Here is a 12,433-nt window from a genome sequence, read left to right as displayed (position 1 = left end):
GTCCCCTTCTGAACTTGCATCACCCCACCCCTCACAGAAAGAAGCATCATGATCAACGGCAACGTGTCCCACTGGTGGCAGCAGATTGGCGCCCCCAAGACGCGACCTGAACTGCCGGGTAACCTCAGCGCCGACGTGGCCATCGTCGGTGCCGGCTACACGGGCCTCTGGACCGCGTACTACCTCAAGCAGGCGCAGCCCGACCTGCGCGTGGTGATCATCGAGCAGCGCCACGTGGGATATGGGGCCTCTGGTCGGAACGGTGGCTGGCTCACCTCCGCGATCACGGGTGGGCGCGAGCAGTACGTGAAGACGCACGGCCGTGATGCGGCGGAGCGGTTCCAGCGCGCCATGAACGAGACCGTCGACGAGGTGATTCGCGTTGCCGCCGCCGAAGGCATCGACGCTGACATCAAGAAGGGCGGCGAGTTCAACGTCGCGTACACCCCGGCCCAGGAAGCGCGCATTCGCTCCTACGCGGCAGCCGAGCAGCAGTGGAAGTGCGCGGACTTGCAGCTGCTCGAAGCCCCCGAGGCGATGGCCAAGATCAATGTGGCGAATACGCGGGCGGCAGTGTGGCACCCGCACAGCGCGCGGATCCAACCCGCAAAGCTTGCCAGCGGCCTCGCCGACGCGGTGGAGCGCCTGGGCGTTGAGATCTACGAGCGGACTCGCGCAGTGGAGATCAGCCCGCACACGGTTCGCACCACGCACGGCACCGTGTCCGCACAGTACGTGGTGCGCGCCACGGAGGGGTTCACCGCCAACCTCAAGGGCTTGCACCGCCTGTGGCTGCCCATGAATTCCTCCCTCATCGCCACCGAACCACTCTCGAAGGACGTGTGGGACGAGCTGAACTGGAGCCAGGGCGAGGTGCTTGGCGACTTCGCGCACGTCTACATGTACGCGCAGCGCACCGCCGATGACCGCATTGCGATTGGCGGCCGCGGCGTGCCCTACAAGTACGGCTCGAAGACGGACACCGATGGCCAGACCCCTGAGGTGACGGCGAAGACGCTCAGCGAGATCCTGCACCGCTTCTTCCCGGCGACGCGTGGCGCCGCGGTCGAACACCTATGGTCGGGCGTACTCGGTGTGCCGCGTGACTGGGCTGCGACCGTCGGCCTCGATCGGCAGACCGGGATCGCCTGGGGTGGTGGCTACGTCGGCACCGGCGTGACCTCGACGAACCTCGCCGGTCGCACCATCACCGACCTGATTCTGGGCAATGACAGCGAGATCGCTAGCCTGCCCTGGGTGAACCACCGCGTGCGCAAGTGGGAGCCGGAGCCGCTCCGCTGGATTGCAACCAAGGGGCTGTACGCCGCGTACGGCGTTGCTGACCGCAGTGAGCTTGCTGGCCGCCAGAAGACCTCACCGATCGCGCACATCGCCGACGTCATTACGGGCCGCGGCTAGCCGATCCCGATCTGCCGGCCCGGCCGAGCTGGGTCGGCAACTATTTCCCATCAGTTTCAGGAGGACCACGAATGACCACGATCCCCACGCTTGCTGTGCACGATACGGCCGCGGCCGATCTGGGAGCGCACGCACCCAAGCCGACCGCAACGACCCCGGGCCTCACTGAGGCCTCGCTTCCGGTGTGGACGGGTGGCTCTGCCGATCGCATCGACACCGGACTGTGGGAGTGCACGCCGGGTTCGTTCACGGCGGAGCGCATCGGGTACACGGAGATCTGCACGATCCTGTCCGGTCGTGTCACGATTGAGGTGGCCGGCGCAGCGCCGGAGGAGTTCGGTCCCGGTGACGTGATGGTGATGCCGTCCGGCTGGGCGGGCACCTGGCATGTGCACGAGCCGCTGCGCAAGCACTTCACCACGATCCAGGACTAAGGCTAGGAGCAACATGGCACAGCTCGGAGGCGATCTCGCGCTGGTTGGCGCGCGGCTGCGCACGAACACGGAGACCGGCGCGGACGCGACGGCGCTGCTCATTCAGGAGGGGCGGATCGCGCTCATCGGGGACGACGCCACGGTGCGTGCGGCGGCCGAAGAGCGTGGGATCGCGGTGCGGGATCTTGCAGGCGCCACCATCACGCCGGGCTTCTTTGACTCGCACACGCACCCGCACTGGGCGGCTGAGGTGACCGCCGGGATCAACCTGGGCGGGCTCGAGACGATCGACGAGCTGCGAGCGGCGATTGCGGCAGAGCACGCACGTCTCCCCGAGGGGGCGTGGGTGCGCGGCTGGAACCTCGAGTACGAGCCGTTTGAAGAGACCGGTTTGCGTGGTGATCTGCTCGCCGACGCGGCGCCCGGTCGCCCGGTCGCGCTCATTTGCTACGACCTGCACACCGGCCTCGGCACCGCCCCGGCGCTCGCCGCAGCGGGGATCACCGGGGCGCGTGAGTTCGAGGACGCCAGCGAGATCGTGGTGGATGCGGACGGAACGCCCACCGGCGAGCTTCGTGAGCCGACCGCGTACCAAATTCTGTTTGATGCTGCGCCGAAGCCGAGCCACGAGGAAGAGCGTGAGGGGCTGCGCGACATGTTCCGCACGCTCGCGGCGGTGGGGCTTACGGGTGGCGCGATCATGGACGGCAAGGATCGCACCGTCGAGCTGCTCGGTGAGCTCGAAGAGCGTGGCGAGTTGGATCATCGCGTTACCGTGCACCACTGGCACGCCGTGAGCGACACCGATGAGGACGTGGCGCGCGTGATCTCAGGGAAGGATCGGGCGGGACGCCTGTGGCAGACCGGCGCGATCAAGCTCTTCAGCGACGGGGTGATCGACACGGGCACCGCGTGGCTGCACCGCGTTGATGCCTGCGGCGATGGTCGGGTGCCGTTCTGGCCGAGCTGGGAGCGCTACGGCGAGGTGGTGCGCGCGTACCACGATGCGGGCATGCTGATTGCGACGCACGCGGTGGGGGACTATGCGGTGAGCCAGGTGCTCGACGTGTACGCCACCCTGCCGGAGCGCGACGGCCTGCCGTTCCACTCGATTGAGCACCTTGAGGTGCTGTCGGATGAGGATGTGGCGCAGCTGCGCGGCTCGGGCGTGACTGCGTCGATGCAGCCCCTGCACATGCAGTGGCGCGCGGCCGACCACAGCGACAACTGGACGGTTCGCCTCGGCGAGGGACGCGACGCGACCGGCTATCGCGTGCGCGATGTGTTGAACGCTGGCGTGCAGCTGACGCTGGGCTCGGACTGGCCGGTGGCGCAGTACGACCCGCGTTTGGGCATGGCCTGGGCGCGCGGCCGGCGCACGCCGGGCGATGCGCACGCCCACGTCTTCGAGCCGGACCAGCAGCTCACGGGTGAAGAGGCGGTGCTCGCGTACACGCTGTGGCCGGCCCAGGCGCGCGGCCACGCAGACCGCGGCGTGCTGGCCGTGGGCGCGGTCGGCGATCTCACGGTGTGGGGTGCCGACCCGGTTGTGGCGACGCCGGACGAGCTGCCCGAGCTGCCGATCCGCCTCACCGTGGTCGAGGGACGCGTGGTCCACGAGGCGTAGTCGCCCGGCCGCCCTGCACCCGAATCGGGGTCACTTCGGCACGGTGTCGCACACCATACGTGCGCAACACCCTGCCGAAGTGACCCCGATTCGCGTGGTGAGGGGGCGCTGCTATGCGCGAAGGGCGGCCGCCACCCGGCGGGCCTCCCGGAGGCCGCTCTCGATGGCGCCGTCGATGAACCCGCCCCAGAGGTTTGCGTTGTCGGTTGTCGCGAAGTGCACGGCGCCAGCGGGCTCCTGCAGCTCGGCAAGATCGCGCGTGAGCTGGCCTGGGCGGTGCGTCATCCAGGTGTTCTGGGCGAGTGAATCGGTCATCCAGTCGTGCGCGGTCGCCTCGGTGATCTCGAGCCCCGGGCGCACAGCGTCAACCGCGGCTTGCAGCCCGGCGAGGTCATCCGGATCAACCCGCGCGTGCTCCGGCCCGAAGCCCACGAGCAGCGTGTAGTCCCCCCGCTCGTCGCTGAGGTAGAACTCCGCCTTCAGCACCGAGAGCGCGTCGTGCTGGGTGCCGTACGCGAAGAAGCGCGGCACGTGCCCGGTGGCGCGCATCCACACCTTCGTGCCCTGTGACGCGACGGTCTCGGTGGACTGACGATCCCACACTGGTGGGAGCGTCGGGGTGAACTCGATACCGGCGATCGCGTTGACGGGCAGCGTGCTCACGACGCGACGTGCACGAATCTGCGCGCCGTCGGCCGTCCTGACGATCACTCCTGCGTCCTCCTGGATGACCGACACAACGGTGGCGCCCAGGCGAATCTCGCCCGGCACATCCTTTGCGATCTCGTCGGTGAATGCCCGCATGCCGTCCACCACGCGATACGTGGACGAGGCTTCGTGCATGAGCTGCCAGTGGCCACCCGTTGCCGCCACCCACCGGAGAGCGCTCGAGAGTCCCACCTGGTTGAGCGGTGCGTTGACATGCCCCACCCAGACAGACTCGTTCGCGGCGCGCGCCTCGGGGTCGAGCCCCAGCTCGTCAAAGCGATCCTGAATGCTCAGCGAATCAAGTTCCTGAATGGTGCCGACCGTTGGCTCCGAGCCCCGCGGCATCGCCTCTCGCACGTCATCGATGAGCAGCTGCTGCCCCTCATCGATGAGCGCCATGAACTCGTCGAGCGTGCCCTGCCTCGCGGAACCGTCGGCCCCGCGCCAATACGCTTCGTCAGCGCGCGGGCTGCGGATCATCTCCCGCCCGTACCGGGTCATCTCGGCCCACACATGGGGCTGCACCCAGTGGATCCAGTTCGCGCCGAGCTCGAGCTCGTGCCCCAGGCGCTTCTCCGTCCAGGTGCGCCCACCCACGCGGTCGCGCGCTTCGAGCGTGAGTACTTCGAACCCGGCGTGCCCGAGCTCGCGCGCGGCAGTGAGCCCCGCGAACCCGGCACCGATGACGACGACGTCAACCGACTGCATGTCTTCTCCTCTTCAAGGCTTCGTTGCCCCCGTGGATTTCCAGCGTATCGGCGCGGGCGGCGCTGCCGCAGCAGACGATCCCACCCAGTTCGCCCGAGCCCTCATACGAAAATATGAGGCCGCGGTGCCCGAGCTGCGCGGCGCGGGCTCCCCACCGAGGGAGCGCACGCCGGCGGGGCGGGGCGCTGCCTAGAGTGCGGCGACCACGCGGCGCAGCAGGTCTGCCAGGCGCGGAGCCGCGGCGCGGCCGGCCTCGAGCACTTCCTCATGGTTCAGCGGATCCTCGCCCATGCCCGCGGCCGGGTTCGTGATGAGCGACAGGCCAAGGATCTCCATGCCGGCCTCGCGCGCGGCGATCGCCTCGAGCGTGGTCGACATGCCCACGATTTGGCCGCCGATCGTGCGAAGGTAGTGGATCTCCGCGGGCGTCTCGTAGTGCGGGCCGGGCAGCTGCACGTACACGCCCTCCTGAAGCGATGGCTCGACGCTGCGTGCCACATCGCGCAACCGTGACGCATACAGATCGGTGAGGTCAACGAAGTTGGCGCCCTCGATCGGGGATGTCGCGGTGAGGTTCAGGTGATCGCTGATCAGCACGGCCTCACCAGCCTTAAACGCCGGATCAACGCCGCCGGCGCCATTCGTGAGCACCATGATCTTCGCGCCCGCAGCGGCTGCCGTGCGCACGCCGTGCACAGTCGCCCGCACGCCGCGTCCCTCGTAGAAGTGCGTCCGCGCCCCAATGATGAGCGCGTGCGTGCCGTTCTCGAGCCGGATCGAGCGCAGCGTGCCCGAGTGGCCGGCGACACCGGAGGCGTGGAAGCCGGGAACCTGCTCCGCGGGAATCTCGGCGATCGTCTCGCCGATCACGTCGGCTGCGCCACCCCACCCGCTGCCCAGCGTCAGCGCAATGTCGTGGCGCTCCACCCCGGTGAGGCGAGCGAGCTCGCGTGCGGCGTCGGCGGCGAGGGCGATGGGATCCTGATCCTGGCTCATACCGACAAGCCTACGCGGCCGCTCGCCGCCGCCGCTGCACCTCGAACGCGACGAGGAGCACCGCGAGCCAGATCGGGCCGACAAGCACGGCGGTGCGGTACCCCGGGTGGAAGCACATGAGCACGAGGAGGCACGCGAAGAACGCGAGCACGAGCCACGGCGTCACTCGGGCGAACGGCAGCCGGAAGGTGAGTGCGGCGGCGCCCGCGGGCCCGATGCGCGCTCGGAACTTCAGCTGCGTGATCATGATCATCGACCAGTTGATAATCGCCGCGATGAGCGCCACCGACATGAGGATCTGGAACGCGAACTCGGGCCACAGGAACACCACGACCACGGCGAGCGCGGTGACTGCGGAGGAGGTAAGAACCCCGGAGATGGGGATCCCGGAGCGTGACACGCGCCGCAGGTAGCGCGGCGCATTGCCCTGGAGGGCGAGCGCGTAGAGCATGCGCCCATTTGCGTAGAGGCCCGAGTTGTAGACGGAGATGACGGCGGTGAGCATCACCAGGTTGAGGATGTGCGCGGCCCCGGGGACGCCGATGCGGTCGAAGATCTGCACGAACGGGCTGGTCGAGCCGTCGAGCTGGTTCCACGGGACGACCGCCATGATCACGGCGAGCGCACCGACGTAGAAGATCAGTACGCGCAGCACCACCTGGTTGATGGCGCGCGGGATCGTGCGCTCGGGCCGCTCGGCCTCGCCGGCGGTGATGCCGATGAGCTCGGTGCCGCCAAACGAGAACATCACGACGACGAGGGCGAACAGCGTGCCCCCGGCGCCGAGCGGGAAGAAGCCGCCCTGATCCCAGAGGTGCGCGAAGCTCGGATCGGGGAGGTCAGCGCTGTGGTTGATCCCGAGCACGACCACCACAATGCCGAGCACGATCAGGCCGATCACGGCGGCGACCTTCACGCAGGCCAGCCAGAACTCGGTCTCACCAAACACGCGCACCCCAACGAGGTTCACCCCGGTGATGAGCACGAGAAAGATCGTTGCACTCACCCAGGTCGGCACGTCGGGCAGCCAGTAGTTCACGAAGGAACCGACGACCGAGAGCTCAACCATCGACACGGCGATGTAGTTGAACCAGTAGTTCCAGCCCGAGACGAAGCCGGCACGCGCGCTCCAGTTCACGTTCGCGTAGTGGCTGAACGCCCCAGACACGGGGTCGTCGACCGACATCTCGCCGAGCGCTCGGACGACGAGGAAGATCACTGCGCCGCCGATGAGGTACGTGAGAAGCACCGAGGGGCCCGCAAGCCCGATGGACTCGGCGGAACCGTAGAAGAGCCCCGTGCCGATGGCGCCGCCGAGCGCGATCATCTGGATGTGGCGCGGTTTGAGAGTGCGCCGCAGGGCCTGCGGCGGTGAATCGGTCATGCGGTACTCCGGGATCGACCCCCGCGCAGGATGCACGCGGGGGAAGACCCCAGGGTAGCGCTTCCGGGCGGGGGCTACTGCTCGCGCAGGATGCGGAAGCCCCGCCGCGGGTCGTAGCCGTGGATCTCGCGGGTGTCGAGCACCGCCATGAAATCGAGCACCTCGGCGGTGATGACCTGGCCGGGTACCAGCACGGGGAAGCCGGGCGGGTACGGCGTGACGAACCCGGCGGACACGGGGGCGGCGCCCCGCGCCACGCGTTCGCTGAGATCTGCGAGGCGCACGTGCTCGACCGCGCCCCGCTGCTGGCCGCGGAAGAACGCCGCGCGCATGTCACCATCGGGCAGCACCGCGTCGGTGGCGTAGCCGGGGGAGAACGAGCTGAAGTCGGGCAGCGGGGGCATCTCCGCTTCCTCGGGGAGCGGGATATCGGGATCGCGCTGCGCCTGAATCTCCTCGAACCGTTCGGCGAGCTTCACGAGCACCTCGATGAGGTAGGCGATTGCGCTGCGCGAGGTGCCGATGTTCGTCATGAAGAGCACGGTGTTGCGGCTCGTCTTGTTTACCTGGATGCCGTAGCGATCCATGAGGTGCTCGTGCTTGAACGTGTCGCCGTCGACGCCGGTGCGGCTGATCTCGATTGTGATGCGGCTGGGGTCGACGACGAACTCGTCGTGGGCCCACGCCTCCCACATCGAGGAGAGGCCGTCGCGGAGCGGCATGGGACGACCGTCGCCACGGTTCTCACGCGGCACGAGGTCGTGTGCGGTGAGCACGCGGAATGTGCGGCGCAGCAGCGGGTGGCGTGCGATGGCCTGCGCGAGGCTCGTCGCGAGGTCGAGCTGGCGCTGCACAAGCTCGAAGCCCTCGAGCTCCACCTGGCGGCGGCCGATGTCGAGCGAGGAGAGGATCTGGTAGTTCGGTGAGGTCGAGGTGTGCGTCATGTACGCCTCGTGGAACGGCTCCTCGGCCTCGCGCACCCAATCCTGGTCGTAGACGTGGATCATCGAGCCCTGGCGCAGCGCGGTGAGGGTCTTGTGCGTCGACTGCGTGGCGTAGACGCGAATCCGCGCGTCGGGGGAGGGGATGAGGCGCTCCTCGAGCCAGGCGGCGTCGGGGGCAGGGCTGCCGTCGGCGCTTGTGAGGCGGGCCTGCTGCTCGCGGTAGGCGGTCGCGTGCGCCGCGCTGCCGAGTCGCTGCTCGAGGCGCTTCGCGGCGGCCATTGCCGTGCGGCGACGCGTGACCGGGTGGAACGCGGCGAACGCGAACCAGGCCTCGTCCCACAGGAACACAAGATCGGGCTTGATCGCGAGGCACTCGGCCATCACGCGCTCCGGGTCGTACACAATGCCGTCGAACGTGCAGTTCGTCAACGTGATCATGCGCACTTCGTCGAGGCGGCCCTGTGCGCGGTAGTCGAGCAGCAGCTGCTTGATGCGGTCGAGTGGCACGGCGCCATAGAAGGCGAAGTCGTTCAGCGGGTACGCCTCGAGGTAGGCGGGGCGCGCTCCGGTGAGCATGACGGCGTGGTGGTGCGACTTGTGGCAGTTGCGATCCACCATCACGACGTCATTGGGGGCGACAAGCGCCTGGTGCACGATCTTGTTGGCGGTCGACGTGCCGTTCGTCACAAAGAAGGTGTGCTTTGCGCCGTACGCGCGGGCGGCGAGATCCTGCGCCTTCTTGATCGCACCCACCGGGGCGAGCAGAGAGTCGAGCCCGCCCGATGTCGCACTGGTCTCCGCGAGCAGCAGGTTGAGGCCGTAGAAGTCGGCAAGGTCGCGGATCCACTTGGAGGAGACGACCGAGCCACCGCGCGCCACGGGGAGTGCGTGGAAGACGCCGACGGGGCGGCGCGCGTGATCCTGAATCGCGGTGAAGAACGGGGTGTCGTACAGGTGTGAGACGCGGCGCAGCAGCGAGAGGTGCAGCTCGAGCTGGTCCTCGCGGCGGAACACGCGGCGGAAGCGACGGGTCAGCGCGCCCGCGAGATCCTCAATGTGCGCGCCCGCCATGAGGTACAGGTCGAGCTCGGGGCGCAGCGCGGCAAGCGTGTCCGCGATGCCGAGCACGCGCTGCACGGATGCGAGCGAGCTGCGTGAGGGCGCCGGACCGGGTGCCACCTCGGCGCGGGCGAGCTCGATGGTTTCGCGCAGATCTCGGCTGAGGCGCTGGCGCGTGCGCTCGCTGAAGCCCGGGCGCACCACGCAGGCGAGGATGTTGGGGTTGGTGAGGATCGCCGCGACCGCGTCGTCCGCCGACGGCACGATGACAAATTCGTAGATGAACGCGTCCGCCGCGCTGCGGAGTCGCAGCCCCTCGGCGCGCATTGCGTCCCGGTCGCCCGGCGTCGTCTCGTCAATCACGAGCACTTCGAAGCGCGGACGGGGATCGAGGTCGCTCGCGAACTCCGCGCGATCCTGATCCTCCCCGAACTCGTCGCGTGGCTCATCGATGATCGTGTCGCCACGCAGGCGATTGACCACCCGGCCGATGCGCTCGAGCGCCGTGCGGTAGTCGCCGGCCTCGAGGAGCTCGCCGATCGCAATCACGTAGCGCTGGCCGAAGCCGGCCCAGTACATCTCAACGGTCTCGAGGGAACGCAGCGAGCGCTGGATCTCGCCGTCCGCCGCGAGAAGGTCAGTGTTCTCGTCGGCACCGTAGACGAGTCGCTTCACCGCGAAGCGTAGGTACTCCCATGCATCGCTGCGCATGCGCCAGGTGCTGGAGGGCATACCGGGATCCCGCTCGAGCACGGGGCCCGAGGAGCCGTGGGCCGGTGCGATCTGAGAACTCGGGCCCGCCGCGTCGGCGCCGGGCAGGGGAATCGATCCCGTAATCGCCATGTCAATGGTTCCGAGGCCGCGCCGGAACGCGTCCGCTGACATGTCGTAGGGAGATTCGGTCCTCGTCATCGGTGTGCCTGTCCTTACTGACTTCATTGTGCGAGCCTCAGGGGCGGGGCGCTGCCTGGCGCGCCCTTGACCGTCGATCATAGGCGCTTCCGGATGCCGGGGCGGGAACGTGGGTGTCGCGGGGCGTCATCCAGCCTGGGATCCTTCGGGCTGACCGTTCGCCGAGAGATCACCCGATGTTGGTAAGGATGCCCTAAGCTAGTGCGTGTGAGTGTTTCTGATCCTGCCGACCGCCCGAACGCGGTGACGGTTGTCGACCCCGCCGGCATCGACTGCGTGCTCGCCGCGGGTGATGCGTCTGATTTGCCGGCGCTGCGCACCTGGCTGCGCGCCCTCCCCGAGTCCAGTTACGGGCAGGTGTTCGTCGAGGTGTTCTCGCCGATCCAGATTGTGGATCTCCCACTCCCCAAACACGTGGGCGTCACCTGGCTGTGTCGCGAAGAGCGCGAAGAGAGCCCCCGGCCCGGCGTTGGCCGCCGCCGCGGAGAGGCGCTCGCCGCAGCCGTCGACGCGTGGCTCGACGAGTGGCTCTGGGCTGACAGCGAAGCGGTGCGCAACATCCAGCTCTGGACTGGCGCACGCACCAGCCCCGTGATGCAGAACTACTGGACCGCGCTCGACCGGCGCGTGGAGAAGCGGTGGCCCGGATCCTGCTCGCAGGATTGCGCGCGCGCAGAAGCCTGAGCGCGGGCGGATCGCGGCTCCCTGCTCACTGACCGCGGTGGCCACGAAGCCTCCGCCGGGTCGTAGACTGAGGGCATGGCGAAAGCGTATGAACGGAAGCATCGGATCGCGGTGCTGGGTGGGGGTCCCGGCGGCTACGAGGCGGCGCTCGCAGGCGCGCAGCTCGGCGCCGAGGTCACGCTGATCGAAGCGGCCGGAGTTGGCGGTTCCGCGGTGCTCACCGATGTGGTGCCCTCGAAGAGCCTCATCGGCACGGCCGGCGCGGTGCAGGCGGTGCGCGATTCGGGCAAGCTCGGCGTGCAGGCGTTCGTGCCGGGCGGCGACGGGAAGCCCGTGCGCCCCGAGATCGCGGTCAATCTCGCCGCAGTGAATAAGCGCCTGCTCGCGATGGCCGGCTCGCAGTCGGTCGACATGCTGCGCACACTCGAAGACGCAGGCGTGCGCGTGGTGCAGGGCGAGGGGCGCCTTGACGGGCCGAACGCGGTGCTCGTCTCGACGGCCGCCGCGGGCGAAGGCACGGACTTCGATCGGATCGAAGCCGACACGATCGTGGTCTCGGTGGGTGCGAGCCCGCGCGAACTCGACTCCGCGAAGCCGGACGGTGAGCGCATCCTCACCTGGAAGCAGCTCTACAACCTGAACGCGATCCCTGAGCACTTGGTGGTGGTCGGATCCGGTGTCACCGGGGCCGAGTTCGCCAACGCGTACCGCACGCTTGGCGCTGAAGTGACGCTCGTGTCGAGCCGCGAGCAGGTGCTCCCCGGCGAGGACCCAGACGCCGCCGCGGTGATTGAGCGCGAGTTTGCACGACTCGGCATGAACGTGATGTCAAAGTCGCGCGCCACCACCGTGACGCGCACCGATGCGGGCGTGCTCGTTGAGCTTGAGGACGGCCGTACGATCGAGGCCTCGCACTGCCTGATGGCGGTCGGCTCGATCCCGAACACTGCGGGGCTCGGACTCGAAGAAGCCGGCGTGACGCTCACCGACAGCGGCCACATCCAGGTCAACAAGGTGGCGCGCACCGCGGTCCCGTCGATCTACGCCGCCGGTGACTGCACCGACTTCTACCCGCTGGCTTCGGTCGCCTCGATGCAGGGCCGCACGGCCATTATGCACGCGCTCGGTGACTTCGTGCGTCCGATCGACCTGCGCAATGTCGCGGCAAACGTGTTCACGTACCCCGAGATCGCGACGGTGGGCTGGAACGAGCGCACGCTGGCCGACAACGCGGATGTGGCGAAGGCCATCTCGCACACGATCCCGCTCAGCGTGAACCCGCGTGCGAAGATGATCGGCTTCACCGACGGCTTCGTGAAGCTGTTCGCGTGGGAGGCCTCCGGCACGGTGATTGGTGGCGTGATCGTTGCGCACCGCGCGAGCGAGCTGATCTTCCCCCTGGCGCTCGCGGTTGAGCACCGGCTCACCGTCGACCAGGTCGCCTCCGCGTTCGCGGTATACCCGTCGATGACGGGCGCGATCACCGACGCCGCGCGCGCTCTGCACCGCCACTAGCCGGGGCGCTGCCCGCGGCACCACCCACGAACGAGAAGGATCA

General features: G+C 68.4%; 10 protein-coding genes. 6 read left to right on the top strand and 4 right to left on the bottom strand.

What is annotated here, in order from left to right; genetic code table 11:
* Positions 1-48: 48 nt before the first annotated feature.
* From D3226_RS09630 to D3226_RS09620, 3 genes are all read left to right on the top strand, one after another.
* A complete protein-coding gene (locus D3226_RS09630) occupies positions 49-1,419 on the top strand; it encodes an NAD(P)/FAD-dependent oxidoreductase (RefSeq protein WP_202382330.1) in 1,371 nt (456 codons plus the stop codon).
* A gap of 71 nt (positions 1,420-1,490) precedes the next feature.
* Positions 1,491-1,853 (top strand): cupin domain-containing protein, encoded by a 363-nt coding sequence (locus tag D3226_RS09625; RefSeq protein WP_202382329.1) that lies wholly within the window; start codon positions 1,491-1,493, stop codon positions 1,851-1,853.
* Between the two features lie 13 nt (positions 1,854-1,866).
* A complete protein-coding gene (locus D3226_RS09620) occupies positions 1,867-3,480 on the top strand; it encodes an amidohydrolase (RefSeq protein WP_202382328.1) in 1,614 nt (537 codons plus the stop codon).
* A 111-nt stretch (positions 3,481-3,591) separates the two neighbouring features.
* Here the strand turns inward: D3226_RS09620 and D3226_RS09615 are convergent, their stop codons facing one another.
* Entirely contained in the window at positions 3,592-4,896 is a 1,305-nt protein-coding gene (locus D3226_RS09615) for a flavin monoamine oxidase family protein (protein WP_202382327.1), read from the bottom strand.
* Between D3226_RS09615 and D3226_RS09610 the strand changes: the two genes are divergently transcribed.
* Positions 4,895-5,089, top strand: coding sequence for a hypothetical protein (locus D3226_RS09610; RefSeq protein WP_202382326.1), 195 nt, complete (start codon positions 4,895-4,897; stop codon positions 5,087-5,089). The two genes, D3226_RS09615 and D3226_RS09610, sit on opposite strands and share 2 nt — an antisense overlap.
* On the opposite strand, the gene D3226_RS09605 is transcribed toward D3226_RS09610, so the two are convergent.
* From D3226_RS09605 to D3226_RS09595, 3 genes are all read right to left on the bottom strand, one after another.
* Entirely contained in the window at positions 5,086-5,892 is an 807-nt protein-coding gene (locus D3226_RS09605; protein ID WP_202382325.1) for a purine-nucleoside phosphorylase, read from the bottom strand. The two genes, D3226_RS09610 and D3226_RS09605, sit on opposite strands and share 4 nt — an antisense overlap.
* Positions 5,893-5,902: 10 nt before the next feature.
* Positions 5,903-7,276: an amino acid permease gene (locus D3226_RS09600; RefSeq protein WP_202382324.1), complete on the bottom strand. Its 1,374-nt coding sequence runs from the start codon at positions 7,274-7,276 to the stop codon at positions 5,903-5,905.
* Between the two features lie 74 nt (positions 7,277-7,350).
* Positions 7,351-10,191 carry an aminotransferase class I/II-fold pyridoxal phosphate-dependent enzyme gene (locus D3226_RS09595; protein WP_420029092.1) on the bottom strand — a complete coding sequence of 947 codons (2,841 nt, stop codon included), beginning with the start codon at positions 10,189-10,191 and terminating at the stop codon, positions 7,351-7,353.
* A gap of 207 nt (positions 10,192-10,398) precedes the next feature.
* Here D3226_RS09595 and D3226_RS09590 point away from each other — a divergent pair, with 207 nt between their 5' ends.
* The gene (locus D3226_RS09590; RefSeq protein ID WP_202382323.1) at positions 10,399-10,875 is read left to right on the top strand and encodes an SIP domain-containing protein; all 477 of its coding nucleotides are present in this window, start codon (positions 10,399-10,401) and stop codon (positions 10,873-10,875) included.
* 75 nt (positions 10,876-10,950) lie between these two features.
* The gene (locus D3226_RS09585; RefSeq protein WP_202382322.1) at positions 10,951-12,390 is read left to right on the top strand and encodes an NAD(P)H-quinone dehydrogenase; all 1,440 of its coding nucleotides are present in this window, start codon (positions 10,951-10,953) and stop codon (positions 12,388-12,390) included.
* The last annotated feature ends 43 nt before the right edge of the window (positions 12,391-12,433 follow it).

The organism is Leucobacter chromiireducens subsp. chromiireducens (genome assembly GCF_016758255.1).
GTDB lineage: Bacteria > Actinomycetota > Actinomycetes > Actinomycetales > Microbacteriaceae > Leucobacter > Leucobacter chromiireducens.
The sequence above is the reverse complement of the archived record's forward strand: the minus strand, read 5'-3'. Positions and strand labels throughout refer to the sequence as shown.